A 25,924-nucleotide genomic window follows, 5' to 3' on the forward strand; every position below is an offset into this window, starting at 1 on the left:
TGACGGCGCGCGACGGCATGCGCGGGCCCCTCCCATGGACTACCGGGATAACCGCCTGCCAGACCGATAGGGGGGTCAGTTTTACGCGCCGATCAGGGGGTCAACTTTGAACGCCGATTGACAGGCAAGCAGAGGATAAGCAAGGCGTGGTGGCCACCCCGGAGATGCTGGCGCGGCAGGCGGTGGCCTTTGCCTCGGCCAAGCTAGCTGAGCGTGAGGCGGTGTTTGCGGCAGGCACGCTGGCACGTGAGGCCGGGGACTTTGCCTTCGGCAAGGTTAGTCATGACGCAATCGCTTCGGTCATTTCGGAGGCGCAAGAGCGCGGGGAGCTCGTTCCGCGCATCTTCCGCGACCGGCGCGGTACCGAGTATGCGGGCTTCACCACGCCACGGGCGATCGAGATCGAACGGACCATGCTGCGGATCGAAGCTGCGGGGCGGAATATGCTCCAGCCGCTGGCTAGCCCCATGGGGGCGGCGCGGACGGTCGAGCGCGCAGCGCGGCAGTCCGCGCGCGCCGGCTTTGCCTGGACCGAGGACCAGAAGCGCTCGACTGCGGACCTGCTGGTGTCGCGAGACCGTGTCATCGCCGTCCAGGGCTATGCGGGGACCGCCAAGACCACCACTGTGCTCGCAACTTATGCTTGCGAGGCCGAGCGGCGGGGGCTGACCGTGACGGCGCTTGCGCCCACGGCTTCGGCCGCAACCGTCCTCGGTGAAGCGTTGGGGCGACGCGGTGATACCGTCGCGCGCCATCTGCTGACGCCCGAGGCGCGAATGACGGGCAAGGACGCCGTCTGGATCGTCGACGAAGCCTCGCTGCTGTCGGCGCACGACATGGCAAGGCTCATGGCCGGCGCGGACAAGGCCGGTGCGCGGCTCGTCCTCGTTGGGGACGTTCGGCAGCTGGGTTCGGTCGGGGCCGGCGCTGCCTTCGCGCAACTGCAGCAGGCCGGCATGGCGACCACCCGGCTCGCCGAGATCGTACGCCAGACCAATGCCGAAGCGCGCGAAGCGGTCCTTGCCTCGATCGAGGGTCATGCCGGCAAGGCGCTTGCCGCCCTCGAAAGAGGCGGCGGCAAGGTGATCGAGGCGGCCACGCAGGATGAGCGACTTCGCGCTCTGGCGCGTGAATATGTCGCCATGGCGCCCGCCGAGCGCGCGCGTACCCTGGTCATCGAGCCCTCTCGAGACGGATGCGACAGGCTCACCGGCCTGATCCGCGGGCAACTGGTTGGGCGGGGTGAGCTGTCGGCGGATGCAGTCCGTTTTACCGCGCTGGAGCCGAAGGGACTGACGCGCGCTGAGGCCCGCGAGGCGGCGAGCTACGCGGTTGGTGACGTCGTCCGGTTCAATCGTGATTATGCGGGCAGGTCTGTCTCTCGAGGCGAGGCGTTGAGAATCAGCGCCGTCGATCCCGAGCGGGGGCGCATTGGCCTGGAGGACGGCCGGGGCCGGCCGATCGACTGGCATCCCCGGCAATGGGGCGCGGGAACGGTCGAGGTGTTCGAGCCCAGGCCCATGGAGTTGCGGACCGGCGACCGGGTGCAGTTGACGCGCAACGATCGCGAGCAGGGCCGGGTCAACGGGCTGGGTGGGACGGTGACTGGTATCGAGCCGGGCACCGCTTCGGCGACGTTGAAGCTGGCGAACGGGCGCGAGCAGCGGCTCGACCTGACCGATGCCCGCGACTGCCATCTCCGCCATTCCTGGGTCCAGACCGTCTATGCCGCGCAGGGTCAGACCGCCGAGCGTGTCCTCATCCACGCCGACAGCCGTTCCACCAACCTGGTCGACCAGAAGCTGCTCTATGTCGCGGTGTCGCGCGCCAGGAGCGAGGCCATTGTGGTCACCGATGACAGGGAGCGGCTCGTTCGCGCCGTTTATGAGCGGGCGGGAGAGAAGCAGACTGCCATGACGGCTTCTGATGTCCGCAAGACCAAAGCATTGGGGGCTGCTCTTGGGTGATGGGCAGGCACTACGTCAGCGGTGGCACGCGGGGTTCCTTTTTGATTTTGTTCTTCCCCCAGTCGGCAAACCGGTCGAGCAGACGCTTTTGCAAGACCGAAAGTAGCAACCGCCGTACAAGCAAAGGTCAGTGGCCTGCAGGACTTGCGCGGCGATAGCGCCGGGGCTGAACAGCTCCGCGATCTGGCGCCTGCCTGTCACCGGGAGCGCTGCGCCCGGTGACACCCTTGTTACATGAAGATTAGGCCAAACGCGGGTTGTAGCATCGCTCCTGTGGTCATCTCCGAAACCAGCAGAAAGTCGTCAGCCGACAGCACGGTGTTCGCCGCGAATTGGGCCGTCAGAACTTGTGCCTTCTCCCCGGTGCCATCTGTATCGAAGTAGAGTTTGCCCGTCGCTTGATCATATATCACCCGGCTATCGGCGTCTGCGGCCGTGGTGCCCAGAACGAAAGCCTTGGACTGCGCGCTGAGTTCGCCATCAAAACCTGCTCCAAACACCCGGTCCGTATCGATTCCGACCTTGTCGGTCCCGGCTGTGAAGTCCGTCACGGTTGTGACACCACTAGTCCCATCGGCATTTAGGCTCAGCAGGAACACATCGGCATCTTCACCGCCGGTCACGCTGTTTCGCCCATCAAGGGCGATCAGCCAATCGTTACCCGCGCCGCCCAACAGGGTGTCATCACCCCTTCCGCCCACAATGACGTCGTTGCCGCCCTTGCCGTCGTAAGTGCCGTCGCCATCGTTGCCGACGATCGTGTTGTCACTCCCATTGCCGGTAAGCACCAAGGCATTGGTAGTGAAGAGACCATCACCCGTGACGCCAATCTCGGAGGCAAGGATCGCAGAGATGAATTCTACTCCCACCGCCGCGGTAAAATCGACTGTCGTGTAGACCAGATCGAGCGCCGTGCCGGCTTCGATCACGACATCGCCGACGTTGTCCACGATGTAGCGGTCCGTTCCCTCGCCACCGGACATCTTGTCCGCGCCTGTTCCGCCGTCGAGCAGGTCGTTGCCGCTGCCGCCATCCAGCGTGTCGTTATCAGTTCCGCCGCCCAGCGTGTCGTCGCCATCGCCGCCAAGCAGCGTGTCGCGGCCTGCATTTCCGAAGAGGCGATCGCTGCCAACTAGCCCGGAAAGCGTATTCGCAGCGCTATTGCCGTTGATCGTATCGTTGCCTTCCGAACCGGTGCCGTCGATGTTGGCCGTGCCGGTGAGATCGAGCAGCGCCGGCCCTCCGGCCAGGGTGAAAGATACGGAGGCTAGAACCTTGCCGTTGCCTGCCACCGTATCGCCAGCATTATCGACGATGAAGGTGTCGAAGCCGCCACCACCTATCAAGGTGTCCGCGCCTTTACCGCCGTCAAGCACGTTGTCCGCGCCGTTTCCGGTGATGGTATTGTCAAGCGCGTTGCCGGTGCCGCGAAGCGCCTGCGCGCCCGAGGTGCCTTCCACCAGCACAAGCGCCTCGATGTTCGAAGCCAGCGTAGTGTCGGCCGAAGCGAGCACGGTATCAAAGCCCGCTCCAGAGCTTTCTATCAGGACCTCGCCGGTGACATCGACGACGTAGGTGTCATCGCCCAGCCCGCCACGCATCGTGTCACGACCAAGACCGCCTGTAAGGATGTCATTGCCGTCCCCGCCAATAAGTATATCCGCCCCGGCACCGCCGAAAAGCTGATCATCGCCGGCGCGGCCGTCGATCACATTCGCAGCGCTGTTGCCGGTAATGATATTGGCATCTGCGTTGCCGGTTCCATCAATCGCGTCGCGTCCGGCGATCTGCAGGTTTTCCAGATTGGCGCCAAGGACGTAAGCAACGGTGGCCGATACCGTATCAAATCCCTCGCCTGCTCGCTCGATGATTCGGTCGCTGTTGTCATCGACGACATACCTGTCGTCGCCGAGGCCACCGACCATGGTGTCCACACCCGCTTTCCCGTCAATGATGTCGTTGCCGGCGGTCCCTGTCAGCTTGTTAGCCAGCGCGTTGCCGTTTGCTGTCACTCCGGATACGCCCGCGAATTGCAAGTTCTCCACATTGGCCGACAGCGTGTAGGAAACCGACGCCGCGATCACCGTGTCGATGCCTTCGTCGGCCTGCTCGACGATCCGGTCGGTGGCCAGATCGACGTAATAGGTATCGTCTCCATCCCCGCCAGTGAGCGTATCGGTTCCCTGCTGGCCGTCCAGCACGTTGGCCGCAGCATTGCCAACCAACACGTTGTCCTTCGCATTGCCCTTACCGCGCTGTGCAGTGCCCTCGAGCACCAGCTTTTCCACGTCTTCGGGAAGAATATAGGAGAAGCCGACGTGGACGGTGTCGAACCCGGATCCGCCGAAAATGGCGCCCTCTACGATTACGTCCTTGGCGTTGTCGACATAATAGGTGTCGTTGCCGCCACCACCAACCATGGTGTCGCCGCCAGCCTTGCCGTCGATGATGTTGCTGGCGCCGTTGCCGTATATCTCGTTGGCCGCCGCATTACCGGTAGCGTTGATCCGGGCTTTCCCCATGAGGTAGAGGCCCTCAACCCTGTCGGGGAGAGTATAGCTGATCGTCGAGGAGACACCGTCACGATCCGAGCCCTGCGTTTCGATCACGACATCGCCGACATTGTCGACACGGTAGAAGTCCGCCCCGAGGCCGCCGACCATCGTGTCTGCGCCGCCGAGGCCGTCCAACAAGTCATCACCAGCATTGCCGGTCAAGGTATTGGCCAGCCCGTTACCGGTCAGCGTGACCGAAGAGCTCCCGTTCATGGTCAGATTCTCGACGTTGTCGGGCAGAATATAGTTGCGGGCCACAAGGATCGTATCAACTCCCTGCCCGCGCAGTTCGATCACGGTGGCGTCAGGAACGAACAGATTCGCGAGGTCATAGGTGTCATCGCCGTCGCCGCCGATCATAGTGGCTTTGCCGGTTCCAATGTTGGAGAACCTGTTTGCGAGCGCGTTCCCGGTGAGGGTCACGGCTGACGAGCCTATCGCAATGATGTTCTCGACGTTGGCGCTGAGCGTATAATCGATCGAAGTCTGGACGGTATCAATGCCCTCACCGGCCTTTTCGATAATCCTGTCGGCTTCATAGGTCATCCGGTAAGTGTCGTCGCCCAGGCCGCCAATCAGCGTGTCGCTGCCGATGCCTCCATCGAGAAAATTGGCTGCGGCATTGCCGGTGATGGTGTTTGCCAGCGAATTGCCGATGCCGTTAGTCGCAGTTTCGCCGGTCAGGATCAGGTTTTCAATGTGCTCGGTACCGCCCGGGATGAAACTGTTGCCCAGCGCGAAGTTGCGATTGGTGATGACCGTATCATTGCCTTCGTTGGCATATTCGATGACCTGCGCAAACGTGTCGTTGATTATGTAAGTGTCATCGCCCAAGCCACCATATAGTTCGTCTGTGCCAGTTTTCGCACCATTGGCACCGCCATTCAGAGTATTGTTGCCGGAATTACCATGAATGACATTCTGCAGCGCATTGCCCGTCCCGGCAATGTTTCCGGTTCCGGCCAGCAGCAGTCTCTCAAGGTTATCGGCAAGAACATAGCTCGCTGCAGTCGATACGACGGTATCGTATCCCTCATTCAGGGCCTCGACCACCACGTCGAGCGCGCGGTCAACGTGGTAGACATCATCGCCCCTGCCGCCGATGAGCGTGTCAATGCCCTTGCCGCCATCAAGCACGTTTGCGGCCAGATTTCCGGTGATCGTGTTGGCTAGGGTATTGCCCGTGCCATTGATGCCGTCACTGCCCGTCAGCGTCAGGTTCTCCACCCCGCCGCCGAGCACGAAGCTCACCGAAGCGAGCACCGTGTCGGTCCCGGCGTCAGCATTCTCCAGCGCAAGGTCGCCGGCATCGTCCACCTTGTACGTATCATCGCCCGCACCGCCGCGCATGGTGTCCGCGCCAGTGCCGCCGTCGAGCATATCCGCGCCGCCAAAGCCTATTAGCGTATCCGCTCCGGCGAACCCCTGCAGCGTATCGTCGCCTTCGGTGCCCTTCAGAATGTTATCCAGGCTATCGCCCTTGATCGGATCTGCCATGCTTTCCCCTTTCTTGCCCGGCAAGACAACTGCACCGACAAGAATACCGCATGCTTTGCCCGAGAATCTTTTGGCAAACTATTCACCGCCCAGCTGCCATGCAACACCTAAACGCGTCAGCCTCGCTGTTCCGATGATTGTGAAGCGCACCTTGGGTTGAATAACAAATACTCGCCGGTCCGACGAATTTGCTGACTTCAAGTCCAGCCTCGTTGGAACTCCAACCCGAAGTAGCCATGGCCAATGAACCAGTGCCCATGACAGTTGGCCCGGGTCTGCCTTCGGCGCCGCGCTATATGCTTGGGCGCGCCTGCGTACCGAGCCACTACAGGTCTCGACGCGAGGTGACGATCGCTGACGGCTGACTGACGCTGCCATTCATGCGGTCGCGGCATGCCTCGGTGTATCTGATGGCTTTCCCGAAAAAGCGGGTGCGGGCGTCGATCCCTCCTGGGCCCGCCACGGCCGGCCGCAAGCCTGGCGGCTGCTTCACTAGCGTTGCGCCCCTGCGGCTGGCGCCTTGGGTGCGGTCGCCCGCTCGAAGCGGGCCCTTCCGGTCTCTCTCGCCGCCCACCCCCGCTTTCCGGGCAAGCCTGCTGGTTCTGGGCGCGAGGAGGTCAAGGCCATGCGTTCGAAGTCCAAGCGTCGTGTTTGCCGTCAAGTTGGAGTCGTTCCGGCCGAGGGGCCGCGTTCCAGTCTCTATGACGAGGTGACCTCCCGGATCGTCGGCGAACTGGAGGCGGGGCATTTCCCGTGGGTTCAGCCGTGGGGATCGACAGGTGCCGCCGCACCGGGTCTGCCGCGCAATGCGCTGACCGGGCGGCCCTATAGCGGGGTCAATGTGCTGATCCTGTGGAGCGCGGTTATCGAGCATGGCCACCCTTCGCAAAGCTGGCTGACCTTCCGGCAGGCGCAGGAAGCCGGTGGAGGCGTGCGCAAGGGCGAGCGCGGCGTGACCGTCGTCTATGCCGATCGCTTCATTCCCAAGGGCGAAGCCGAACGCGCGGTCCGCGCCGACGAGGACGCGCGCGCGGTGCCGTTCCTCAAGCGCTTCACTGTCTTCAATGTCGTCCAATGCAAGGGGTTGAGGCCGGGGCTGGCCTGCGCCCCCCTGCCGCTGCCCGAGCGCGAGATCGTACCCGTCGCCGAGGCGCTGATCGCGGCCTCTGGAGCCGATTTCCGGATCGGCGGTGACAAGGCGTTCTATGCGCCATCTGCGGACTACGTGCAGGTGCCGCCGCAGCCCGCGTTCTTCGACCAGATCAACTATTACCGCACGGCGCTGCACGAACTGACCCACTGGACCGGGCACCGCTCACGGTTGGCGCGCGACCAATCGGGGCGCTTCGGCTCGCAGGCTTACGGTCGCGAGGAACTGACCGCCGAATTGGGATCGGCTTTCCTGTGCGCGGCGCTCGGGATCAAGCCGACCGTGCGCCACGCCGATTACCTCGGCTGCTGGCTCGATGTGCTGCACGAGGACAACCGCGCCATTTTCCGCGCCGCCAGCGCGGCGAGCAAGGCCGCCGACTTCCTGCTGGCCTTCCATCGCGAGGCTGCGGGCGAAGGGAGGGTCGCGGCATGATCCTCCTGCCCCCCAGCATTCGCCTTGCCTTGCGGACCAACCATGTGGCCCGGCGCGCGGCGGTGCGACGTGAGCAGGCCGAGCCAGACCCGCTGCCGGTGCTCAAGCTGTTCAATCCGCTTGGCGCGGCGACATGGCTTGCCACCGAGCTGTGCGAGGATGGCGATACGCTGTTCGGCCTCGCCGATCTTGGTTTCGGGTGCCCGGAGCTTGGCTACTTCTCGCTGTCCGAGATTGCCAAGGTCCGTCTTCCCTTTGGTCTCGGCATCGAGCGCGACGAGGGCTTTGTCGGCCTCGCGCCGCTGTCGCGCTGGGCCGCGCATGCCCGTGAAGGCGGCTCGATCATCGCCGCCGAGCGCGCTCTGCGCCGCCAGTCCCCGGAACTTTCATCCCGGCTTCCGCCCGGTCCTTCGCCCGAAGGGGCGCAGGACCACGGCTGACGCGCGGCGCGTTCCGCCGCTTTTCTGCCGGTCCCGCCCATCCGGCAAGATCAACAGGACCGGTACTCTCAAGGAGTCCAATCCATGAAACTAGATTTTATCCCGCTTGACAAGCTCAGCGTCAGCACCACCAACATGCGTTCGGGGCGCAAGGCGCCCGGCATTGCCGATATCCTTCCTTCGATCCGCGCGCGCGGCGTGCTCGTGCCGATCATCGTCCGGCCAGAGGGCCATGGCGACCTCTTCGAAATCGTCGCCGGGCGGCGTCGCAACGCTGCCGCTGCCCTGATCGCCGAGGAAACGGGTGTGGCCGAGCCGTTGCCCGCCGCGATCATCGGGCCCGGCGACGATGCTGCCGCGCTCGAAGCCTCGCTGCTCGAGAACATCGCGCGCCTCGATCCCGACGAAGTCACCCAGTGGGAAACCTTCGTGCGGCTGGTGCGCGAGGGGCGCAAGCTCGAGGACATTGCCGCGACCTTCGGCCTGCCCAAGCAGATGGTGCGCCGCGTGCTGGCGCTGGGCAATCTCCTGCCGCGCATCCGCGACCTCTACCGACGCGAGAAGATCGATGCTGCTTCGGTCCGTCACCTGACCATGGCAAGCAAACAGCGCCAGCGCGACTGGTTGGCGCTGTTCGATGATCCCGACCAGCGCGCGCCGGGCGGGCACCAGCTCAAGGCCTGGCTGTTTGGCGGACAGTCGATTTCCACCAGCGTCGCGCTGTTCGATCTGTCCACTTATTCCGGGCAGATCGTCGCCACCCTGTTCGCTCCAAAATGTAGGCCATTTTTGTTGGGGGCTTTTTTGGGGGCATGCCCGAAAAATCACATCAGCCTTTCAATTAAGTATCAGATATATAAGAGATTTTCGCGGTTCCGTCCCCGGCACCACATCCCAAAACATTGAAATATAAGTATAAATCAGGCGGCTCACCCCCTGAAGGGCCAGCGCCCCACCGCCTCCCACGGCCCGCCAAGATAGCGGTGGAGCGAAAGCGCGGCAAAGCGGAAGTCCTCTGGCCGGAAGTCCGCCTCCAGTTTCACCTGCAGCGCCCGCGCCTCATCCTTGGTCACCTTGTTCTGCACCGTCACATGCAGGCGCGGCGGGTGGCTGTCCTGGTTGGTCAGCATCCCGTGGAAATGTTCGGCAATTCCTGCGCGCAGGTCCAGCAGCGCAGGGCAGTCAATGCGGAACGCGGTGCCGCCGCCCAGGTTCATCACGCCTGAAAGTCGCGCCGCCGGCGCCGCGACCGCGCCCGCCAGCTGCGCCAGCAGGCCCCGCGCCTCGTCCTCCACGAAGGGCGGCAGCGCGTGGAACAGGGTGACGTGGGCGGAGAGGAAATTGCGTTCCGGCGGGAAGTGTGCGCGGCGCAAGGCATCCATGCGCGATTGCAGCGCAGGAGGCAGGTCGGCGGTCACGATCAGGGGAGCTTGGGCCATGGTCAGATGGCCTCTACCCCCTATCAGTCGATCTCAACACCCTTTCAGTCGTTCTCAACTTACGCCCTTCAGGGCAGCCAGAACCCGCTCCGGACTGCTCTCGCCGTAAGGGTCCTCGTCCGCGCCTTCATCATTGATGCCCGGTTCCTCGAACCACGCAGTCACCCTGTTGTCGTCCACGATCATCGCATAGCGCCAAGAACGATAGCCGAAGCCCAAGTGATCCTTGTCGATCAGCATACCCATGCGGCGGGTAAAATGGCCCGATCCGTCGGGAAGCAGCTTCACCTGCTCCAGCCCCAGGTGCTTGCCCCACTGATACATGACGAAGGCATCATTGACCGAGATGCAATAGACCTCGTCAACGCCCAGATCCCTGAAATCCTGATACATTCTCTCGAACGCCGGGCACTGTTCATTGGAACAGGTGGGGGTGAACGCACCGGGCAGCGAAAACACCACCACGCGCTTGCCGGCAAAGGCTTCGCGCACGTTCAGGTCCTGCCAGCGGAAGGGATTGTCGCCGCCCACGCTTTCGTCCCGCACACGGGTCTTCAGCGTAACATCGGGAATCTGCTTGTCGATCATGGCCTGCACTCCTCGGCCAGCGCAACGATGGCAGGCGGCACGGGTTCCGGGAAAGCGCAGGAAAGGCGGGGAACACTCGGCCAGGGTGCCGTAGCCGCAGATGGAGGTTCGGCAAGGTCGCAATGTTCCCCTGCCGCCTTATATGCAGTAAAATCCCTTAAGTGAAGTTAACTAGCTACTAAAGCTCGCCACGCTGCTTCCGAATGGCGAACCACTTGGAAACATTGGCGTTATGCTCTTCCAACGTGGACGCGAACACATGCCCGCCGGTGCCATCGGCCACCATGTAAAGCGCATCGGTCTTGGCCGGATTGAGCACCGCCTCGATCGAATCACGCCCCGGATTGGTGATCGGCCCCTTGGGCAGCCCGGTCATGGTATAGGTGTTGTAGTCGTTCACCGCCTGGATTTCGGACTGGCGGATGCGGCGGCCCAGCGGCTTGCCCCTGGTGATCGGGTAGATGATCGTGGGGTCCGCCTGCAGCAGCATACCCTTGCGCAGCCGGTTGGAATAGAGCCCGGCCACCATCTTGCGCTCCGAAGGCTTGCCGGTTTCCTTTTCCACGATCGAGGCGAGGATCAGCGCTTCCTGCGGCGTCTTGGCCACGGTGTCGGACGAACGCTGTTCCCACAGTTCGGCCAGGGTGCGGTCCATCGCCTTCTGCATCCGTGCCAGGACGCCTGCGCGCGATTCGCCGCGCTGGAAATCATAGCTGTCAGGCAGGATCGATCCTTCGCGCGGCACCGAAATGCTGCCTGTGAGCAGCTTCTGCCCCATCAGCCGGTCATAGACCATGATCGATGGCATGCCTTCGGGCACGGTCACCATCCGGCGCGTCACGCCTTCCTCGCCCTGCAGGATGCGCAGCACCTGCGATGCGCTGGCATGGGCGGGGATGGTGAATTCGCCCGCCTTCACCCCCGCGCTGCCGCCCAGAAGCCGCGCCCGCGCCTTGAACGTGGTGGCAGAGGCGACGACGCCTTCCTTCTCCAGTTCGGGCGCAAGGCCGCTCAGGCTGGAACCTTCGGGGACGAGGAACGAGATGTCCTTGGCCAGCGGCCCCGGCCCGTACCAGCCATAGAGGAAATGAACGGCCCAGCCCGCCGCGACCAGCGCCACGGCAAGGGCCAGGATCATCAACTTGCCGGGACGCTTCATGCCGCGCCTCCTGCGCCGTGTGCTGCTCAGATCGCCTTCACGATGACGCTGGCGTTGGTACCGCCAAAGCCGAACGAGTTGTTCAGCGCGGCGCGCACCGTGCGCTTCTTCGCCTTGTGCGGCACCAGGTCCACGCCCTCGGTGCCCTCGTCCGGGTTATCGAGGTTCAGCGTCGGCGGCACGATCTGGTCACGGATGGCGAGGATGCAGAAGATCGTCTCCACCGCGCCCGCGCCGCCCAGCAGGTGGCCGATGGCGGACTTGGTGCTGCTCATCGAAGCGCCCGAAAGATCATCGCCCAGCACGCGCTTCACCGCGGCCAATTCGATGGTGTCGGCCATGGTCGAGGTGCCGTGCGCGTTGACATAGTCGATGTCGCCCGCCTGCAGCCCGGCCTTGCGCAGCGCCATGCGCATGGCGAGTTCGGCGCCCTTGCCTTCGGGATGCGGGGCGGTAACGTGGTAGGCATCGCCCGAGAGCCCATAGCCGACCACTTCGGCATAGATCTTCGCACCGCGCGCCTTGGCATGCTCGTATTCCTCGAGCACCACCACGCCCGCGCCTTCGCCCATCACGAAGCCGTCGCGGTCCTTGTCATAGGGGCGGCTCGCCTGTTCGGGGCGATCGTTGTAGCTGCAGTTCAGCGCGCGCGCCTGCGCGAAGCCGGCCACGCCCAGCGGGTTGATGGTGCTTTCCGCGCCACCCGCCAGCATCACGTCGGCATCGCCGTCCTTGATCATGCGCGCGGCATCACCGATCGAGTGCGCGCCGGTGGAGCAGGCGGTGACCACCGCGTGGTTCGGCCCCATCAGGCCATACTTGATCGAGACCTGGCCCGAGATCAGGTTGATCAGGCGACCATGCACGAAGTGGGGCGAGACGCGGCCCGGTCCCTTTTCATGCAGCACGATGGATTCGCTTTCGATGCCCGGCAGGCCGCCGATGCCCGAACCGATCGAGCAGCCGGTGCGCATCTTCAGGTCGTCGTTCATGTCGACAAGGCCGGCGTCTTCCAGCGCCTGGCCCGCGGCGTCGATGCCATAGACGATGAAAGGATCGACCTGGCGCTGGATCTTGTGGTCCACGCGCTTGCCCGCATCGAAGCCGTATTCGTGATCGGCCGGCTTCACTTCGCAGGCGATCAGGCACTTCTGGCCCGTGGTGTCGAAACGGGTGATCGGCCCGGCGCCGGACTTGCCGGCCAGCAGGTTGGCCCACACGGTTTCCACGTCCGCGCCCAGCGGGGTGACGAGGCCAAGGCCGGTTACGACGACACGACGCATTGCATTCTCCGGATAATACGCAAACAGGCCCAGCCCCTTCCAGAAAGGAGCTGAGCCTGCCGAAGTCCTCCCCTGCCCGGCCGATCCATGCCGTGGCAGCCCTTACGATCCTTCGACTGGCTCAGGACTCAGGCGAAACGGGGACGAGGGCAATCAGCCCTTGTTTTCGTCGATGTACTTGATCGCGTCCGAGACGGTCGAGATCTTCTCGGCCGCATCATCGGGGATCTCGACGCCGAATTCTTCCTCGAACGCCATCACCAGCTCGACGATGTCGAGCGAGTCGGCACCGAGATCATCGATGAAGCTGGCGTCCTCGGTCACCTTGTCGGCTTCCACGCCGAGGTGCTCGACAACGATCTTCTTAACGCGGTCGGCGGTATCGCTCATTATTATGCCCCTTCGAACGGAACTTGGGTTGGCCATGATTTCGGGAATCGCCCTAATGTGCCGGTGCGGCGCTGGCAAGTGGCACCTCTCGCATTCCACATCGCCGTGCGGGGGAGGCTTTCGGACGTGCGCCCAATGGACGGGCATTACAGGATCGCCCTGAGCCACAGCAGCTCGGCGACGAAGTGGTTCTATAGGTCAGATATGACTGTGCGATGGCATTGGAGAATCAAGATGGAAACGCCGGGCGCGAAGCTCCGCCGCCGGGTGACGAGATCTGATACCGCCCGAAATCCCTTCCCCGGTGGGGAAGGGTTGGGATGGGGGTTCTGTCTTGTCGGGGGCGCAACACCGCTGGCGTCGTTTCCCCACCCCCGGCCCCTCCCCGCCGGGGAGGGGGGAAGAATGGCAGAGAATTGCGGGTTCTTACCCCTTCGTCTGTTCCACCACGCGGATGTTCAGTTCGCGCAGCTGCTTCAGCGCGGCCGGTGAAGGCGCGCCCATCAGCAGGTCTTCGGCGCGCTGGTTCATCGGGAACAGCGTGATTTCGCGCAGGTTCTGCGCGCCGCAGATGAGCATGACGATGCGGTCCACGCCCGCGGCCATGCCGCCGTGCGGCGGCGCGCCATACTGGAACGCGCGGTAGAGGCCGCCGAAGCGCTCCTCGACGTCTTCCTTCGAAAGGCCCACGATCTCGAACGCCTTCACCATCGTTTCGGGCGACTGGTTGCGGATCGAGCCGCTCGCGATCTCGAAGCCGTTGCAGACGAGGTCGTACTGGAAGGCGTTGATCGTCAGCGGGTCCTGCGTGTTCAGCGCCTCGATCCCGCCCTGCGGCATCGAGAACGGGTTGTGGCTGAACTCCACCTTCTTGTTGTCCTCGTCCCATTCGTAGAACGGGAAATCGACGATCCAGCACAGCTCGAAGCGGTCCTTGTCGATCAGGCCGAGCTGTTCGCCCACGCGGGTGCGCGCCGCACCGGCGAGCTTGGCCGCCTGCTCTTCCTTGCCCGCGGCGAAGAAGCAGCCGTCATCGGGGCCGAGGCCGAGGCTGTCAAACAGCGCGGCCATCCTGTCCGCCCCGTGGTTCTTGGCGATCGGCCCGCCGAACTCGCCACCCTTGCGGGTGACGTAGCCGAGGCCGGCGTGGCCTTCGCTGCGCGCCCAGTCGTTCATGTCGTCGAAGAACTTGCGGCTCTTGTCCGCAGTGTTCGGCGCCGGGATCAGGCGCACGACGCCGCCGGTGCCGACGATCTTTTCAAACAGGCCAAAGCCCGACTGGGTGAATTCGGCCGAAACATCGCTGATCACAAGCGGGTTGCGCAGGTCCGGCTTGTCAGACCCGTACTTCAGCATCGATTCCGCATAGGGAATGCGCGGGAAGCTGCCCGTCGGCGTGACCGAGCGTCCTCCAGCGAACGCTTCGAACACGCCGCCGATCACCGGCTCCATCGTCTCCCACACTTCTTCCTGGGTGACGAAGCTCATCTCCAGGTCGAGCTGGTAGAATTCGCCCGGCAGGCGATCAGCGCGCGGGTCTTCGTCACGGAAGCACGGTGCGATCTGGAAATAGCGATCAAAGCCTGCGACCATCAGCAGCTGCTTATACTGCTGCGGCGCCTGCGGCAGCGCATAGAACTTGCCCGGATGGATGCGGCTCGGCACCAGGAAGTCACGCGCGCCCTCGGGGCTCGATGCGGTGAGGATCGGGGTGGAATATTCGGTGAACCCGGCGCCTTCCATGCGGCGGCGCATGTCGGAAATCACCTTGGTCCGCGTCACGATGTTGGCGTGCAGTGTCTCGCGCCGCAGATCGAGGAAGCGATAGCGCAGGCGGATATCCTCGGGATATTCCTGCTCGCCCGCCACCGGCATCGGCAGTTCTTCCGCGGCGGACAGCACCGTGGCCGAGCGCGCGAAGATCTCGATCTCGCCCGTGGCGAGGTTGGGGTTCACGGTGCCTTCGCTGCGCGCCTTCACCTCGCCCTCGATAGTAACCACGCTTTCCACGCGCAGGTGATCGAGCACGGAAAGCGCGGCGCTGTCGCTGTCGGCGACGATCTGCGTCATGCCATAGTGGTCGCGCAGGTCGACGAAGAGCACGCCACCGTGGTCACGCTTGCGGTGCACCCAGCCGGAAAGGCGGACGGTCTGCCCGACATGCTCGCGCGAGAGGGCGCCGCAGGTATGGGAACGATAAGGGTGCATCGAAACTCTTTCCAATCGGGCTGCAATAAGGCAGGGAACGCGCGCGGCCCTGTGGCGAAGGCCGTCGTTTTGTCAAGCCGAAGGTCCCGGTGGGACCACCAGCCGGGCCCGCCAGTTTCCGCTGTGCGAGCCCCATACAGAAAAGAACGATGAAGATACACCCGCTGATCACCACGACCGACGCGCTGGCAGACTTGTGCGCGCGTCTGGCCAAGGCCGATTTCGTCACGGTCGACACCGAGTTCATGCGCGAGAACACCTATTGGCCGGAACTGTGCCTGGTGCAGATCGCCGATGACAAGGAAGCCGCGGCGATCGACCCGCTGGCCCCCGGCATAGACCTTGCCCCGCTGCTCGACCTGATGGTGGACAACGAGGACGTGCTGAAGGTCTTCCACGCCGGTGGACAGGATGTGGAGATCATCTACAACCTGACCGGCAAAACCCCGCACCCGATCTTCGACACGCAGATCGCGATGATGGCCGTCAGCCAGAGCGAACAGATCGGCTATTCCAACCTGGTGGAAAGCTGGCTGGGCCTGTCGATCGACAAGGGCGCGCGCTTTACCGACTGGGCGCGCCGCCCGCTCACCGAACGGCAGATCGAATACGCCATCGGCGACGTGACGCACCTGTCAAAGATTTTCCCCCGCCTGCTCAAGCGCCTGATCAAGACCGGGCGCGGCGAATGGCTGGACATCGAGATGGAAAAGCTGGCGGACCCGGCCAACTACAGGTCCGATCCCGAAACCGTGTGGCAGAAGATCCGCCCGCCCAGCCGCAACCCGGCGGTGCTCGGCCGCCTGCGCTCGCTCGCCGCCTGGCGCGAGGCGGAGGCGATGGACAAGAACATACCGCGCGGGCGCATCATGCGCGACGAGACGCTGGCCGACATCGCCAGCCACCCCCCGCGCGAACAGCACGAGCTGGCCAAGGTGCGCGGCCTTTCCAGCGGATGGAAGGACAACGAGATCGGCCGCCGCCTGATGCAGTGCCTTGCCGATTCCAAGCCGCTGACCGAGGCGGAAATGCCGCCCAAGGCCCCGCGCGGCGCCCCGCTGGGCAAGGAAGGCGCGCTGGTGGCCGACCTGCTGAAGCTGCTGCTGAAGATCCGCAGCCGCGAGATCGACATTGCCGCCCGCCTGCTGGCACGCAGCGACGATCTGGAGGCACTGGCCGCCGGGCAGCGCAAGAACCTGCCGATCCTGGATGGCTGGCGCTTCGAACAGTTCGGCCGCGATGCGCTGGAACTGGTGGAGGGCAAGCTCGCCTTCGCGGTGGTGAACGGCAAGCTGAAGATGGCGCATATCGACGACATCGGCAGCAACGGCGCACCCGCCGTGGTCGATGCGGCTCAGGACGTAGAGGCAGAGGCGGAACCGCAGGTCGAAGCGGGCGAGTGACCGCATGAGCACCTACCTGCCCACGCTCAAGCAGCTGCAATACCTCGTTGCGCTGCACGAACACGGGCACTTCGGCCGCGCGGCGGATTCCTGCTTCGTCTCGCAGTCAACGCTTTCGGCCGGGCTGCGTGAACTGGAATCGCTGCTCGGCGTCACGCTGGTCGAACGCACCCGGCGCGTGGTGCGCTTCACCCCGCTGGGCAACCAGGTGGTGGCCAAGGCGCACCGCCTGCTGCGTGAGGCGGAGGAGCTGTCCGAACTCGTCCAGAGCCACGGCGCGCCGCTGGCGGGTGAGCTGCGCATGAGCGTGATCCCCACGATCGCGCCGTTCCTGCTGCCGCGCATCCTGCCGCGCCTGCGCCGCGAACGTCCGCAGCTGAAGCTGTTCCTGCGTGAAGAGCCCAGCGCCGCCGCCATCGAATCGCTGCATCACGGCCGCGCGGACTGCGTGCTGCTGGCGCTACCCTTTGCCACTGGCGAGGTGGAAGTGGAGCACCTCTTCGACGACCGCCTGTTCGTCGCCTTCCCGCGTGACGACCCGCGCGATCCGCCTGCCGTCGTCAGCCCGGACCTGATCGACGAGAACCGCCTTTTGCTGCTGGAAGACGGGCACTGCCTGAAGGAGCACGCGCTGGCCGCGTGCAACCGGCCCGAACTGCGCGCCAGCGCAGGCGTGATCGGCACCAGCCTGCACACGCTGGTGCAGATGGTGGACAATGGCCTAGGCCTCACGATGCTGCCCGAAATGGCGGTGGAGGCGGGCATCCTCAATGACACCCAGATCGTTGCGCGCCCGCTGAAGAGCGACCACGCCTTTCGCGAGATCGCGCTGGTCTGGCGGCGGAATTCCCCGCGTGGCGAGGAATTCCGCCTGCTTGCGCAGGAGCTGCGCGCCGGTTGACGCCGCGCGCGGCCACGCGCATGTTCATGCGCATGACCGAGCACAGCCACAAGGTTCCCGACGCGCCGGTGCGCAAGCCCACCAATGTCACGCTGGACAGCGCGCTGGTGGCCGAAGCGCGCAGCCTCGGCATCAACATCTCGCGCGCCTGCGAAGCCGGCCTGCGGCAGGAACTCTCCGCCGAGAAGGGCAAGCGCTGGCAGGAGGAGAATGCCGACGCCCTGCGCAGTCATAACGAGTGGGTGGAAAACAATGGCCTTCCGCTGGCCGAATTCCGCAAGTTCTGATGGCCAAGTTCCAAGTCTGGCATTCCCGCAACGGCGGCCCATTGTTGCTGGAATGCCAGGCCGATCTGCTCGAACACCTCTCCACCCGGCTGGTCGTGCCATTGCTCCCGTTGGCTGAAGCGCCCAAGCCGGCCGCACGGCTCAACCCGGTCTTCGCGATCGACAGTGCACCTTACGTGATGATGACGGACTGGGCCGCGACTGTGGAAACGCGAGATCTGGGCGAGCCAGTCACGTCGCTGATCGACCACCGATATGAGATCGGCAACGCGCTCGACATGCTCGTCACCGGCTTCTGAACCGGGAAAACCCGTAAGGCGCGATCAGCACCCCGCAACCATGCGTGTCTAGGCTGCTCCGCGTGACCACCGTCGACAAATCGCGTTTCCGGCCCACTCCGGTGCTGCGGCCGCGCCGCCGCCGCCTGATGGCGCGTGTGCGCATGGTGGATGGCGCAGGGCTCGCCCGCGATGTCGTGGTGGAAAACGTCTCGCTCAGCGGGGTCCAGGCGCTCGCGCCCGATGGTCCGCCCGCGGTGGGAGACATGGTCACGCTCGATCTCGCGCCGGGCCAGTCGCTCTGGGGCGTGGTCCGCTGGACCGACGGAAAGCGCTTCGGGGTGGAAGTGGACAACGCCGCCACCACGCCCGAACCGGCGGCCGAAGCCGCCGCGCCCACCTCTCAGTCCATGTGCCTCAGGCCCACGCGCAGGTAATCCCAGCCGGTAATCACTGTCAGCACCGCCGCGCCCCACAGCGTGGTCAGCCCCACGGTATGCGGCACGTTGGCCTCGAATCCGCCCACCGTCATCGTCCAGCCGGGCAGCGCATGGCCGAGGATCAGCGCGCCCAGGCATACCATCTGGAACGTGGTCTTCCACTTCGCCAGCTTCGACACCGGCACCGAAACCTGCAGCCCGCCCAGGAACTCGCGTAGGCCGGACACCGCGATCTCGCGGACCAGGATCACCAGCCCTGCCACCACGTGCAGGTCTCCCACGAAGGGTCCGCGCAGCACGCCTTGCGCGCTCAGCACCAGGATCACCGCCGCCACCATGATCTTGTCGGCGATGGGATCAAGGAACACGCCCAGCTTGCTCACCGTACCCTGCGCGCGGGCAAGGTAGCCATCGAAGTAGTCGGTGATGCCCATCAGGCAGTACATGGCAAAGCCAAGGCCATAGCCCAGCGCCCATTCCGGCCACCACAGCAGCCCGGCCAGCAGCGGCACGGCCACGATGCGCGATAGCGTCAGCAGGTTGGGCAGGGTCAGCATCGTCCTCTGCCTAACCGCGTCAGGGGCGCTTGCAAACCCGCTTCGCACCGCCATGCGAGACTTGGGCAAAGATTGACCGCAACGAATGCCCCTTGCCGGGCGCGTCCATGCCGCTAAGGCTGCGCGTCATCCGAGGATACCCGGCAGACGGAATGACCACGACAACCCACCTGCTCCGCCAGCGCCGTTTCCTGCCGCTGTTCGTGACCCAGCTTCTCGGCGCGTTCAACGACAACCTCTACAAGAACGCCATGGTCCTTTACGTGGTCTACAGCCTCTACAATTCAGAGGCTGAAGAAGCGCGCTTTTCCGCCATCGCCTCGGCCGCGTTCATCGTGCCGTTCGTGGCGCTGTCCGCACTGGCGGGACAGCTGGCGGACCTGCGCGACAAGGCCGGGATCATCCGCATCGTGAAGGCCTGCGAGATCGGCATCATGGCCGTGGGCGCGGGCGGGCTGTTCATGGCGTGGCAGGGCGTGCAGGTCACGACCATCGCCATCCCGCTGATGCTCGCCGCGCTTTTCGCCATGGGCCTGCACTCCACCTTCTTCGGCCCGATCAAATATGCGATTTTGCCGCAGCATCTCCACCCGGAAGAAGTGCTCGCCGGCACCGGCATGGTCGAGGCGGGCACCTATATCGCCATCCTTGCCGGCACGATCCTGGCGGGCTGGATCCCGGTTGAGGCCGCCGCGGTTACCGTGGTCGTCACCGCCCTGCTCGGCTTCTTCGCCGGGCGGCAGGTGCCCTCTGCCCCGCCGCAGCAAGCCGATCGCCCGCTCGAATTCCCGCTGCTGCGCCCGTTCCTGAACCACTGGCGCAATCCGCTGGCCCGCGCGCTCGGCTTCCTGCCGGTGCTGCTGGCGGACCAGGGCCTTTCGGCCTGGCGGCTGGTGCGCAACACGCTGCACTATCGTCCGGTGTTCCTTGCGATCATGTCGATCAGCTTTTTCTGGACCATCGGCGCGGTGCTGTTCATCCAGTTCCCGCCGCTGGCCAAGAACGTGCTCGATGCCAGCAAGGAAGTGGCCAGCCTGTTCCTCGTCGTGTTCTCGGTGGGCGTCGCCATCGGCTCGGTGGCGATCAACCGCATGCTGAAGGGCAAGGTTTCGGCCCGCTTCGCCCCCGCCTCTGTACTGGTGATGGGCCTGTTCATCGTGGCCTTCCACGTGGTCTGCCAATCATGGACCCCGCATCCCACCGGCACCCTGCTCGATGCCTGGGCCTTCGTGGCCGAACCGCTCGCCGTGCCGCTGCTGCTCAGCCTGCTCGGCATCGCGGTGGCGGGCGGCATGTTCGTGGTGCCGCTCTATGCCTTCCTGACCACCATGGTGGACAAGGCGGAAACCGCACGCACCATCGCCGCCAACAACGTGGTCAATTCCTTTGCCATGGCGATCGGCGCGGTGCTGGCGATGGGGCTTTCGGCGGCAGGCGTCAGCATCGTCAACCAGTTGCTGCTCAGCGCCGCGATGTGCCTCGTCTCCGCGCTGCTCGGCTGGCTGCTGCACAAGGCCGAACTCGCCCACCCTGGCGAGATCGGCCACAGTTTCTAAGATTACTTCCGCTTACGCGGACACTGCACCGGCCCGCTCCCCCGCCCGGCCGCCCACAGCGTTCAATTCCGTTGGGTGGCACAGTTGGACATTTGGGCGGGGGAGCGGGCCGGTGCCGCCCTCTGTTTCAGCCTCGCTGAAACAGCAAACAGCTTTCAGCTGATGAACGTCGCCACAGCGAGGAAGCACGCGCAGTAGGCCAGCAGGAAGTCCTTCACGTCCTGCAGCGTCAGCTTCTTCCAGTTCACATCGGGCGATCGCAGCTGCATTTCGGCGCGCTCCATCGCGGCGACCACTTCCGGCTCAAACTGCGGCATCGGGCGCAGCACGCGCGGCGGCAGGCTGCGGCGGAACGGGTGGCCGGAGGGTGCGGCAGCGGTGAGGTGCGGCGTACTCATGACAAAGGCGTTAACGCTTTGTTGACCATTTGGCACCCGCCCCTTCGCCAGTTTTTGAAGCCCCGTGCCGCAACGGGACAACAGGCCCCAATGCAACAGGGCCGCTCCCTTGCGGAAGCGGCCCTGCCGTCAATCACAGGTCAGCCGCGGCTCAGACGTCGTCGCCCAGCGCGCCCTTCACCTTGCCCGAAACGTTCTGCACATCGCCCTTGAGCGACTGCGCAGCACCTTCGGCCTTCAGCTTGTCGTTGCCAGTCACTTCACCGGCAACCTGCTTGGCGCCACCAGCAATCTTGTTGCCTGCGGCCTTGGCCCGGTCGGTCAGTTCACCCATCGCGTATCTCCTTGGCTGGGCAGGCGTTTCCGCCCGCACTTGCCGCAAACTACGCGCCGCGCGTCACTCGGTTCCGCCAGCCATCTCCAGAAGCAGCGCCCACTCGGTCGGCCGCACCGCAGACACGGACAGGCGTGAAAGGCGGATCAGCTCCATCTCCTGCAGCGCCTCGGTCGCCTTGATCTGCGCCAGCGTGACGGGCTGCTTCAGCTTCACCACCGGCTTCACCTTCACCGCCGCCCACTTGCCATCGAAGTCGGTCGGATCGGTTATCCCGCCCACGCTGATCATCGCCACCGCCACGATCTCCTTGCCGATGTTGGAGTGGTAGAAGAAGGCCAGGTCCCCCGGCTGCATCGTGCGCAGGTTGCGCGCGGCAAGGTGGTTGCGCACCCCGTCCCACGTGCCCTCGCCCTCGGCCACGAGGTCGTCATAGCTGTAGACGTCCGGTTCGGACTTCATCAGCCACAGCTGGCGTCCTTCGGTGTCGCTAACGTTGATTTTGCCCATGGTACCCCCGGCGATTCCCGTTAAGCCGGGCCCTTACCCGATTTCGGCCACAGGAACAGTATGCCCCTCAAGTCCCTCCCCATCCTTTCGCTTGAAGACGATCCCGCAGCCCTCTCGCAAAGCCTTGGGGACAGCTTTCGCACGTTCGGCTTCGCCATGGTGAAGGACCACGGGCTCGATCCCGCATTGGTCGCGCGCGGGTGGGAACTGACGCGCACGTTCTTCGCCCTGCCCGATGCGGAAAAGCGCCGCTGGCACGTGCCGGGCCAAGGTGGTGCGCGGGGCTACACCCCTTTCGGGCGCGAAATTGCCAAGGGCGCCCCCGTGGCCGATCTCAAGGAATTCTGGCATGTCGGGCGTGATCTGCCGCCCGGCCACCCCCTGCTCTCCCCCTCGATGCCGCCCAACGTCTGGCCAGATGAACCAGACGGCTTCCGCGAAACCTTCACTGCCCTGTTCGCTGCATTCGAGGATGCCGGCGCGCGCATCCTTGCGCGCATCGCGGTGTGGCTGGGGCTGGACGCGCAGTGGTTCGATCCCGCCATCGCCGATGGCAACTCGGTGCTGCGCCTGCTGCACTATCCGCCGGTCACGGGTGACGCCGCCGGCGCCATCCGCGCCGGCGCGCACGAGGATATCAACCTGATCACCCTGTTGCTGGGCGCGGAGGAAGCCGGCCTCGAACTGCTCACCCGCGAAGGCGAATGGCTGGAGGTCTCGCCGCCGCCTGGTGCCTTGGTGGTCAACATCGGTGACATGCTGCAGCGCCTGACCAACCACGTCCTGCCCAGCACCACCCACCGCGTGCGCAACCCGGCGGGGGCCCGCGCCCACGCCAGCCGCTATTCGATGCCATTCTTCCTGCACCTGCGCAGCGATTTCCGCTTCGCCACGCTGCCCGGCTGCATCACCCCGGAAAACCCGGACCGCTACCCCAAAAGCATCACCGCCGACGATTACCTGCAGGAACGCCTGCGCGAGATCGGGCTGAAGTAACCAAGGTCCTCCCCGTCTTTCCGAAGGACAAATGGCGAGGCGCGGTCGCCCTCCCCGTTTGTGCTTTGCAAAAACAGGGAGGATCAGCAGTCGCTAACCCACTTTTTCAGTGGGCATCACGTTGTACTTCCGCACCTCGTCCTGCGTCAGGCAATACCGCGTGCTCTTGTTCGCCGCGCTCGCCACCGCCTGCTGCTTGTACATCACCTCGGTCAGCAGTTTCCGGCTGATCCCCATGCGGATCAGGAAGTCGTTGTCCTCGCTCGCCAGCAGCGCGCTCGATTGCTCGATCTCGCCGATCAGGCGGGTGGTCTCCTCGGTCCCTTCCTCCACCGAAAGCTCGATGGTGTCGCGATCCCCGGTGTGGGTGAACATGTGCACCATGAACACCCCGCCCGGGTCCACGAAGCGCCGGTCCCCGCCCATGAACACGAAATTGCAGGCCGAAAAGCAGGTCCACCCTGCCGGAATGCGGGTGACCATGCCCGGATAGCTGCGGATCACCTTGCCCGCCGCATTGCCCGCATGCGCATCGCCGCCGCGGCTGCGGATCCACACTTCCTCCACCTGCTCGTCGGCATCGATCGCCGCTTTCAGCCGGTTGGGAAAGCCCGCGTCGATGATCCCGTCGGCAATCAGCACGTGCTTGCCGTTGCGCACCGCCGGCGTCACCGTGATCGCCTTGGCCTGTCCCCAGTCGGGCTTGGCCGGACAGGTCGGGTTTTCCTTGTCCAGCGCGGGCGGCGGCGGCGCCGCCCCCATCAGCGCCAGCGCAAAACCGCCAAGCGCCAGTCCCTTGCGCGCGATTCCCGCCATCACGCCTGAAGCGCGTAACGCGTGGCTGGCGGCTTGCGGCACATGCGCTTGTCTGCCGTGGTTTCCTCGCCCTTCACGATGATAACGTCGGTCACTGTGATGCACTGCATCCCGCCCTTGGCGTTGTCATTGCGGGCAATCACCGTGCTGGTGCCCGAAACGTCCTCGCGCGTGCCGCTGGTCCAGGAACTGCTGCTGCCCACTTCGGGGGGCGAATCTTCCGCATCGTCGGAGCCGCGCGTCGCCGCCAACGTGGCCTGCGCCGCCTGCTGCTGTTCGGCCGGGTCCAGCCTGCAGGCGATGGCGTTGGTCAGCGTATCGGCCACTTCCGCCGTGGGGAAATAGCTGGATACCCCGGCATTGCTCGCCGCGCGGCCCAGACCCTGGCTCAACAGCCCGCCCAGCATCGCCGATCCCTCGCTCTTGCTCTTGCCCTTGGGGCAGCCGTCGCTGCTCTTGGACGAGCTGCTTGAGGATGACGTGGGAAAAGACGGCAGGCTGAACCCGCCAAACTGGGCGCTGGCCTGCTGCGCCACCATGGCGAACGCCAGCGCGGCGGCCATCGCGGACTTGCGTGGGGTACTGATCATCGAATCGTTATCCTTCGCAGGGGCTCGGCGACGGCCCCCTTATGCCGTCGTTCCGTTGCTTTGCTTGCATCGTTCTACGGTGCGACCCGATAGCGCAGAAAACTAAGGCCGGGTGTGACGCGCGTCAATCGCGGGGGTTACCCAACGATCAGGTAAACACGGGCCGCCGTCTATCCCGGAACGCGACCAGCCCTTCGCGAAAATGCGCCCCGGCAAAGGCCGAATCGAACGCTTCATCAAAGGCTTCGTCGCAATAATCGGCCTGCACCATCGCCTTCAGGCTGGCCACGCTGCCTGGCGCATTGGACGCTGCGGCCCGCGCCCAGGCAAGCGCCGCCGCCATCGGGTCTTCCGCCACGATTTCGGCCAGCCCGATCCGCGCCGCTTCCGCCGCGTCCACCGGCCCCGCGCCATACAGCAGCCGCGCGGCCTGCCCGCGGCCGACCAGCGCCACCAGCCGCGCCACATCCTCTTGCGGATAGGTGATGCCCAGCTTCGCCGGAGTCACCGCAAACACCGCGCCCGGTGCCGCCACGCGCATGTCACAGGCCAGCGCCAGCGCCACGCCCGCACCAAAGCAATCACCTTCCACCACCGCCACCGTGGCAATCGGCAGGCTGGCCAAAGGCTCCATCGCCGCCCGCATCGCCTGCCGGAAGGGCACGCGCCGATCGGGGTGATCGGCCAGCGCGGCGATTTCCTTCAGGTCCGATCCCGAACAGAACATCCCCGCCGTGGCCGAGCGCAGCACCAGCGCCCGCGCGTCACTGGCCGCCACGTGCTCCACCGCATCGGCCAGTGCCCGCCAGCCCGCCATGTTCAGCGCATTGCGCGTGCGCGGCGAATCGAACGCGATGGTCGCGATTGGCCCATCGATGGAAATGGCTATCATGTATCTGGCCCCTTGCTTCAGTTCCTCATGCCACGAGGTACAGGGAGCGCAAGCGGGCCTTGCCGCCTGACCGTCGCGGCGAGCGGAGCAAGGCTATCCGGAGCCGCGCACAAAGCCATCAGGCCAGCACCGGCACGCATTCAACGATGTCAGGAAAAAGTAGAGAAATGGTGGAGCCTAGCGGGATCGAACCGCTGACCTCCTGCATGCCATGCAGGCGCTCTCCCAGCTGAGCTAAGGCCCCATTCATTTCATCAAGGCTGCCCTGGGAGGCGGCCTTTCCGGCGGTGTTCGCCGCCGGGAGCCGGGCCTTTAGGGGAGGCCCATTCGGCTGGCAAGATGAAAAATTCGCCGGCCGGAATTTTCTCGCCGGGGCCGCCGCCTGCGCGCGCGGCCCCGGCAAAAGATGTCAGATTTCTTCGTCTTCGCCGTCGTGCCCGGCCACGCCCAGGTCGTCGTCGCCACCCAGGTCCACGTCGTTGTCGGGCGAATCGCCGTCCTCGTCGATGTCCAGATCCTCGTCCGCCAGATCAACGTCGGGATCGGCCTCGACCTTCTCCTTCTGGATCTCTTCGTACGGGATCGGCTGCTTCGACTTGAGCACCGGTTCCGGCTGCCAGGCATACTTGCACTCGACGCAGGTGACCGGGTCGTCCTTGCCCAGGTCATAGAAGCGGGTGCCACACTTCGGGCAGCTGTGCTTGGCGCCCCATTCAGGCTTGACCATGAAAATTCCTCAAGTCTTGCCCGGTGGATGCACCGGGCGGAAAAGCTGCACACTTGATGGTTCCGCATGACGGCGGAATCAAGAGAGCGCGCGCCTTGCCATAGCGGCAACGCGCTGTCAAAAGCCCG

General features: G+C 64.8%; 26 protein-coding genes and 1 tRNA gene. 11 read left to right on the forward strand and 16 right to left on the reverse strand.

Features of this window, described 5'->3' with window-relative positions; translation table 11 throughout:
• Positions 1-146: 146 nt before the first annotated feature.
• Positions 147-1,967 carry an ATP-dependent DNA helicase gene (locus POM99_RS16380; protein ID WP_277279563.1) on the forward strand — a complete coding sequence of 607 codons (1,821 nt, stop codon included), beginning with the start codon at positions 147-149 and terminating at the stop codon, positions 1,965-1,967.
• A gap of 230 nt (positions 1,968-2,197) precedes the next feature.
• Here POM99_RS16380 and POM99_RS16385 read toward each other — a convergent pair whose 3' ends face one another.
• On the reverse strand, positions 2,198-6,019 hold the full coding sequence (locus tag POM99_RS16385; RefSeq protein WP_277279564.1) for a beta strand repeat-containing protein: 3,822 nt from the start codon (positions 6,017-6,019) through the stop codon (positions 2,198-2,200).
• A gap of 625 nt (positions 6,020-6,644) precedes the next feature.
• Here POM99_RS16385 and POM99_RS16390 point away from each other — a divergent pair.
• The 3 genes from POM99_RS16390 (at position 6,645) to POM99_RS16400 (ending at position 8,950) form a co-directional block, all read left to right on the forward strand.
• On the forward strand, positions 6,645-7,604 hold the full coding sequence (locus POM99_RS16390; RefSeq protein WP_277279565.1) for an ArdC family protein: 960 nt from the start codon (positions 6,645-6,647) through the stop codon (positions 7,602-7,604).
• Positions 7,601-8,044: a DUF2958 domain-containing protein gene (locus POM99_RS16395; protein ID WP_277279566.1), complete on the forward strand. Its 444-nt coding sequence runs from the start codon at positions 7,601-7,603 to the stop codon at positions 8,042-8,044. Before POM99_RS16390 ends, POM99_RS16395 begins: the two co-directional genes overlap by 4 nt.
• Positions 8,045-8,128: 84 nt before the next feature.
• On the forward strand, positions 8,129-8,950 hold the full coding sequence (locus POM99_RS16400) for a ParB/RepB/Spo0J family partition protein (protein ID WP_313792144.1): 822 nt from the start codon (positions 8,129-8,131) through the stop codon (positions 8,948-8,950).
• Between the two features lie 23 nt (positions 8,951-8,973).
• Here the strand turns inward: POM99_RS16400 and POM99_RS16405 are convergent, their stop codons facing one another.
• From POM99_RS16405 to aspS, 6 genes are all read right to left on the reverse strand, one after another.
• Positions 8,974-9,483: a 2'-5' RNA ligase family protein gene (locus POM99_RS16405; protein ID WP_277279567.1), complete on the reverse strand. Its 510-nt coding sequence runs from the start codon at positions 9,481-9,483 to the stop codon at positions 8,974-8,976.
• Positions 9,484-9,537: 54 nt separating this feature from the next.
• Entirely contained in the window at positions 9,538-10,071 is a 534-nt protein-coding gene (locus POM99_RS16410) for a peroxiredoxin (RefSeq protein ID WP_277279568.1), read from the reverse strand.
• Between the two features lie 178 nt (positions 10,072-10,249).
• The gene (gene mltG, locus POM99_RS16415; protein ID WP_277279569.1) at positions 10,250-11,230 is read right to left on the reverse strand and encodes an endolytic transglycosylase MltG; all 981 of its coding nucleotides are present in this window, start codon (positions 11,228-11,230) and stop codon (positions 10,250-10,252) included.
• A gap of 26 nt (positions 11,231-11,256) precedes the next feature.
• Positions 11,257-12,513 carry a beta-ketoacyl-ACP synthase II gene (gene fabF, locus POM99_RS16420; protein WP_277279570.1) on the reverse strand — a complete coding sequence of 419 codons (1,257 nt, stop codon included), beginning with the start codon at positions 12,511-12,513 and terminating at the stop codon, positions 11,257-11,259.
• Positions 12,514-12,666: 153 nt separating this feature from the next.
• Positions 12,667-12,903, reverse strand: a complete 237-nt coding sequence (locus POM99_RS16425) for an acyl carrier protein (RefSeq protein WP_028657713.1) — start codon at positions 12,901-12,903, stop codon at positions 12,667-12,669.
• Positions 12,904-13,329: 426 nt separating this feature from the next.
• Positions 13,330-15,111, reverse strand: a complete 1,782-nt coding sequence (gene aspS / locus POM99_RS16430) for an aspartate--tRNA ligase (RefSeq protein ID WP_277279571.1) — start codon at positions 15,109-15,111, stop codon at positions 13,330-13,332.
• Between the two features lie 149 nt (positions 15,112-15,260).
• Between aspS and rnd the strand changes: the two genes are divergently transcribed.
• From rnd to POM99_RS16455, 5 genes are all read left to right on the forward strand, one after another.
• A complete protein-coding gene (gene rnd, locus POM99_RS16435) occupies positions 15,261-16,514 on the forward strand; it encodes a ribonuclease D (protein ID WP_277279572.1) in 1,254 nt (417 codons plus the stop codon).
• A gap of 4 nt (positions 16,515-16,518) precedes the next feature.
• Positions 16,519-17,415, forward strand: a complete 897-nt coding sequence (locus POM99_RS16440) for a hydrogen peroxide-inducible genes activator (RefSeq protein ID WP_277279573.1) — start codon at positions 16,519-16,521, stop codon at positions 17,413-17,415.
• Positions 17,412-17,702 (forward strand): type II toxin-antitoxin system CcdA family antitoxin, encoded by a 291-nt coding sequence (locus tag POM99_RS16445; RefSeq protein WP_313792145.1) that lies wholly within the window; start codon positions 17,412-17,414, stop codon positions 17,700-17,702. The genes POM99_RS16440 and POM99_RS16445 overlap by 4 nt, the downstream gene beginning before the upstream one ends.
• The gene (locus tag POM99_RS16450; RefSeq protein WP_277279574.1) at positions 17,702-18,001 is read left to right on the forward strand and encodes a CcdB family protein; all 300 of its coding nucleotides are present in this window, start codon (positions 17,702-17,704) and stop codon (positions 17,999-18,001) included. The genes POM99_RS16445 and POM99_RS16450 overlap by 1 nt, the downstream gene beginning before the upstream one ends.
• 62 nt (positions 18,002-18,063) lie before the next feature.
• Entirely contained in the window at positions 18,064-18,417 is a 354-nt protein-coding gene (locus POM99_RS16455) for a PilZ domain-containing protein (protein WP_277279575.1), read from the forward strand.
• Here the strand turns inward: POM99_RS16455 and pgsA are convergent.
• Positions 18,384-18,977: a CDP-diacylglycerol--glycerol-3-phosphate 3-phosphatidyltransferase gene (pgsA, locus tag POM99_RS16460; RefSeq protein ID WP_277279576.1), complete on the reverse strand. Its 594-nt coding sequence runs from the start codon at positions 18,975-18,977 to the stop codon at positions 18,384-18,386. The genes POM99_RS16455 and pgsA overlap by 34 nt on opposite strands.
• Before the next feature lie 152 nt (positions 18,978-19,129).
• Here pgsA and POM99_RS16465 point away from each other — a divergent pair, with 152 nt between their 5' ends.
• Complete coding sequence (locus tag POM99_RS16465) at positions 19,130-20,533, forward strand: MFS transporter (RefSeq protein WP_277279577.1); 1,404 nt, start codon at positions 19,130-19,132, stop codon at positions 20,531-20,533.
• A 155-nt stretch (positions 20,534-20,688) separates the two neighbouring features.
• Here the strand turns inward: POM99_RS16465 and POM99_RS16470 are convergent, their stop codons facing one another.
• The 3 genes from POM99_RS16470 to POM99_RS16480 form a co-directional block, all read right to left on the reverse strand.
• Entirely contained in the window at positions 20,689-20,931 is a 243-nt protein-coding gene (locus POM99_RS16470; RefSeq protein WP_277279578.1) for a hypothetical protein, read from the reverse strand.
• Between the two features lie 151 nt (positions 20,932-21,082).
• On the reverse strand, positions 21,083-21,265 hold the full coding sequence (locus POM99_RS16475; RefSeq protein WP_277279579.1) for a CsbD family protein: 183 nt from the start codon (positions 21,263-21,265) through the stop codon (positions 21,083-21,085).
• A 63-nt stretch (positions 21,266-21,328) separates the two neighbouring features.
• A complete protein-coding gene (locus POM99_RS16480; RefSeq protein ID WP_277279580.1) occupies positions 21,329-21,775 on the reverse strand; it encodes an EVE domain-containing protein in 447 nt (148 codons plus the stop codon).
• 60 nt (positions 21,776-21,835) lie between these two features.
• Here POM99_RS16480 and POM99_RS16485 point away from each other — a divergent pair, with 60 nt between their 5' ends.
• Positions 21,836-22,771 (forward strand): isopenicillin N synthase family dioxygenase, encoded by a 936-nt coding sequence (locus POM99_RS16485; protein ID WP_277279581.1) that lies wholly within the window; start codon positions 21,836-21,838, stop codon positions 22,769-22,771.
• A gap of 93 nt (positions 22,772-22,864) precedes the next feature.
• Here POM99_RS16485 and POM99_RS16490 read toward each other — a convergent pair whose 3' ends face one another.
• The 5 genes from POM99_RS16490 to POM99_RS16510 all read right to left on the reverse strand — a co-directional run bounded on the left by POM99_RS16490 (position 22,865) and on the right by POM99_RS16510 (position 25,796).
• On the reverse strand, positions 22,865-23,587 hold the full coding sequence (locus POM99_RS16490; RefSeq protein ID WP_277279582.1) for a COG3904 family protein: 723 nt from the start codon (positions 23,585-23,587) through the stop codon (positions 22,865-22,867).
• Complete coding sequence (locus tag POM99_RS16495; RefSeq protein ID WP_277279583.1) at positions 23,587-24,177, reverse strand: hypothetical protein; 591 nt, start codon at positions 24,175-24,177, stop codon at positions 23,587-23,589. Before POM99_RS16495 ends, POM99_RS16490 begins: the two co-directional genes overlap by 1 nt.
• Positions 24,178-24,325: 148 nt before the next feature.
• On the reverse strand, positions 24,326-25,069 hold the full coding sequence (locus POM99_RS16500; RefSeq protein ID WP_277279584.1) for an enoyl-CoA hydratase/isomerase family protein: 744 nt from the start codon (positions 25,067-25,069) through the stop codon (positions 24,326-24,328).
• Positions 25,070-25,237: 168 nt separating this feature from the next.
• A tRNA-Ala gene (locus POM99_RS16505) sits at positions 25,238-25,313 on the reverse strand.
• 165 nt (positions 25,314-25,478) lie between these two features.
• Positions 25,479-25,796 (reverse strand): TIGR02300 family protein, encoded by a 318-nt coding sequence (locus POM99_RS16510; protein ID WP_277279585.1) that lies wholly within the window; start codon positions 25,794-25,796, stop codon positions 25,479-25,481.
• Positions 25,797-25,924: the final 128 nt, after the last annotated feature.

This window comes from Novosphingobium cyanobacteriorum, from assembly GCF_029436685.1.
GTDB classification, from domain to species: domain Bacteria; phylum Pseudomonadota; class Alphaproteobacteria; order Sphingomonadales; family Sphingomonadaceae; genus Novosphingobium; species Novosphingobium cyanobacteriorum.

What these genes read in the sequence shown, in the direction of transcription:
- POM99_RS16475 (WP_277279579.1), bottom strand. Translation starts at nt 21,265, where the DNA reads ATGGGTGAACTGACCGACCGGGCCAAGGCCGCAGGCAACAAGATTGCT.
- fabF (WP_277279570.1), bottom strand. Translation starts at nt 12,513, where the DNA reads ATGCGTCGTGTCGTCGTAACCGGCCTTGGCCTCGTCACCCCGCTGGGC.
- POM99_RS16465 (WP_277279577.1), top strand. Translation starts at nt 19,130, where the DNA reads ATGACCACGACAACCCACCTGCTCCGCCAGCGCCGTTTCCTGCCGCTG.
- pgsA (WP_277279576.1), bottom strand. Translation starts at nt 18,977, where the DNA reads ATGCTGACCCTGCCCAACCTGCTGACGCTATCGCGCATCGTGGCCGTG.
- POM99_RS16500 (WP_277279584.1), bottom strand. Translation starts at nt 25,069, where the DNA reads ATGATAGCCATTTCCATCGATGGGCCAATCGCGACCATCGCGTTCGAT.
- POM99_RS16425 (WP_028657713.1), bottom strand. Translation starts at nt 12,903, where the DNA reads ATGAGCGATACCGCCGACCGCGTTAAGAAGATCGTTGTCGAGCACCTC.
- POM99_RS16390 (WP_277279565.1), top strand. Translation starts at nt 6,645, where the DNA reads ATGCGTTCGAAGTCCAAGCGTCGTGTTTGCCGTCAAGTTGGAGTCGTT.
- POM99_RS16410 (WP_277279568.1), bottom strand. Translation starts at nt 10,071, where the DNA reads ATGATCGACAAGCAGATTCCCGATGTTACGCTGAAGACCCGTGTGCGG.
- POM99_RS16510 (WP_277279585.1), bottom strand. Translation starts at nt 25,796, where the DNA reads ATGGTCAAGCCTGAATGGGGCGCCAAGCACAGCTGCCCGAAGTGTGGC.
- POM99_RS16400 (WP_313792144.1), top strand. Translation starts at nt 8,129, where the DNA reads ATGAAACTAGATTTTATCCCGCTTGACAAGCTCAGCGTCAGCACCACC.
- POM99_RS16385 (WP_277279564.1), bottom strand. Translation starts at nt 6,019, where the DNA reads ATGGCAGATCCGATCAAGGGCGATAGCCTGGATAACATTCTGAAGGGC.
- aspS (WP_277279571.1), bottom strand. Translation starts at nt 15,111, where the DNA reads ATGCACCCTTATCGTTCCCATACCTGCGGCGCCCTCTCGCGCGAGCAT.
- mltG (WP_277279569.1), bottom strand. Translation starts at nt 11,230, where the DNA reads ATGAAGCGTCCCGGCAAGTTGATGATCCTGGCCCTTGCCGTGGCGCTG.
- POM99_RS16490 (WP_277279582.1), bottom strand. Translation starts at nt 23,587, where the DNA reads ATGGCGGGAATCGCGCGCAAGGGACTGGCGCTTGGCGGTTTTGCGCTG.
- POM99_RS16450 (WP_277279574.1), top strand. Translation starts at nt 17,702, where the DNA reads ATGGCCAAGTTCCAAGTCTGGCATTCCCGCAACGGCGGCCCATTGTTG.
- POM99_RS16470 (WP_277279578.1), bottom strand. Translation starts at nt 20,931, where the DNA reads ATGAGTACGCCGCACCTCACCGCTGCCGCACCCTCCGGCCACCCGTTC.
- rnd (WP_277279572.1), top strand. Translation starts at nt 15,261, where the DNA reads ATGAAGATACACCCGCTGATCACCACGACCGACGCGCTGGCAGACTTG.
- POM99_RS16495 (WP_277279583.1), bottom strand. Translation starts at nt 24,177, where the DNA reads ATGATCAGTACCCCACGCAAGTCCGCGATGGCCGCCGCGCTGGCGTTC.
- POM99_RS16405 (WP_277279567.1), bottom strand. Translation starts at nt 9,483, where the DNA reads ATGGCCCAAGCTCCCCTGATCGTGACCGCCGACCTGCCTCCTGCGCTG.
- POM99_RS16395 (WP_277279566.1), top strand. Translation starts at nt 7,601, where the DNA reads ATGATCCTCCTGCCCCCCAGCATTCGCCTTGCCTTGCGGACCAACCAT.
- POM99_RS16480 (WP_277279580.1), bottom strand. Translation starts at nt 21,775, where the DNA reads ATGGGCAAAATCAACGTTAGCGACACCGAAGGACGCCAGCTGTGGCTG.
- POM99_RS16485 (WP_277279581.1), top strand. Translation starts at nt 21,836, where the DNA reads ATGCCCCTCAAGTCCCTCCCCATCCTTTCGCTTGAAGACGATCCCGCA.
- POM99_RS16440 (WP_277279573.1), top strand. Translation starts at nt 16,519, where the DNA reads ATGAGCACCTACCTGCCCACGCTCAAGCAGCTGCAATACCTCGTTGCG.